Source organism: Frankia tisae, assembly GCF_025403405.1.
GTDB classification, from domain to species: Bacteria; Actinomycetota; Actinomycetes; order Frankiales; family Frankiaceae; genus Frankia; species Frankia tisai.
This window is the reverse complement of record NZ_JANEZT010000840.1, coordinates 1-425: the sequence shown is the minus strand read 5'-3', so window position 1 is coordinate 425 and position 425 is coordinate 1. Positions and strand designations below refer to the sequence as shown.

Annotated in this window: 2 protein-coding genes; one reads left to right on the top strand and one right to left on the bottom strand. The window is 70.6% G+C overall.

Annotated features, from left to right (window positions below; translation table 11 throughout):
• Positions 1-4: 4 nt before the first annotated feature.
• Positions 5-160, top strand: coding sequence for a PLP-dependent transferase (locus tag NBZ85_RS34270; protein WP_498041294.1), 156 nt, complete (start codon positions 5-7; stop codon positions 158-160).
• A gap of 25 nt (positions 161-185) precedes the next feature.
• Here the strand turns inward: NBZ85_RS34270 and NBZ85_RS34265 are convergent.
• Positions 186-425, bottom strand: a 240-nt coding sequence (locus tag NBZ85_RS34265; RefSeq protein WP_261563518.1) for an SUMF1/EgtB/PvdO family nonheme iron enzyme, incomplete at its 5' end; no start/stop codon positions are given.

The window sequence follows — 425 nt, the reverse complement described above, 5'->3', positions numbered from 1 at the left end:
CTCGCTGGCCACGCACCCGGCCTCTACCACGCACCGGCAGCTCGACCCGCAGGAGCTGCAGCAGGCCGGCGTGAGCGAAGGCATGGTGCGCCTGTCGGTGGGCATCGAGCACATCGACGACCTGACCGCCGACCTCGCGCAGGCGCTGGACGCGGTCTAGCCACCGATGGCGGTGCCGCCCGATGCTACGCGTCACGTGCGAGCCGCAGGCCCGAGAACTGCCACCGCGCCGTGGCCGGGAAGAAGTTGCGGTAGGTGGCCCGCACATGCCCGGCCGGCGTCGCGCACGAGCCGCCGCGCAACACGTACTGGTTCACCATGAACTTGCCGTTGTACTCGCCCACGGCCCCCTCCGCCACCCGGAAGCCCGGGTAGGCGGCATAGCTGGACTGCGTCCACTCCCAGACGTCGCCAAACATCTGCTC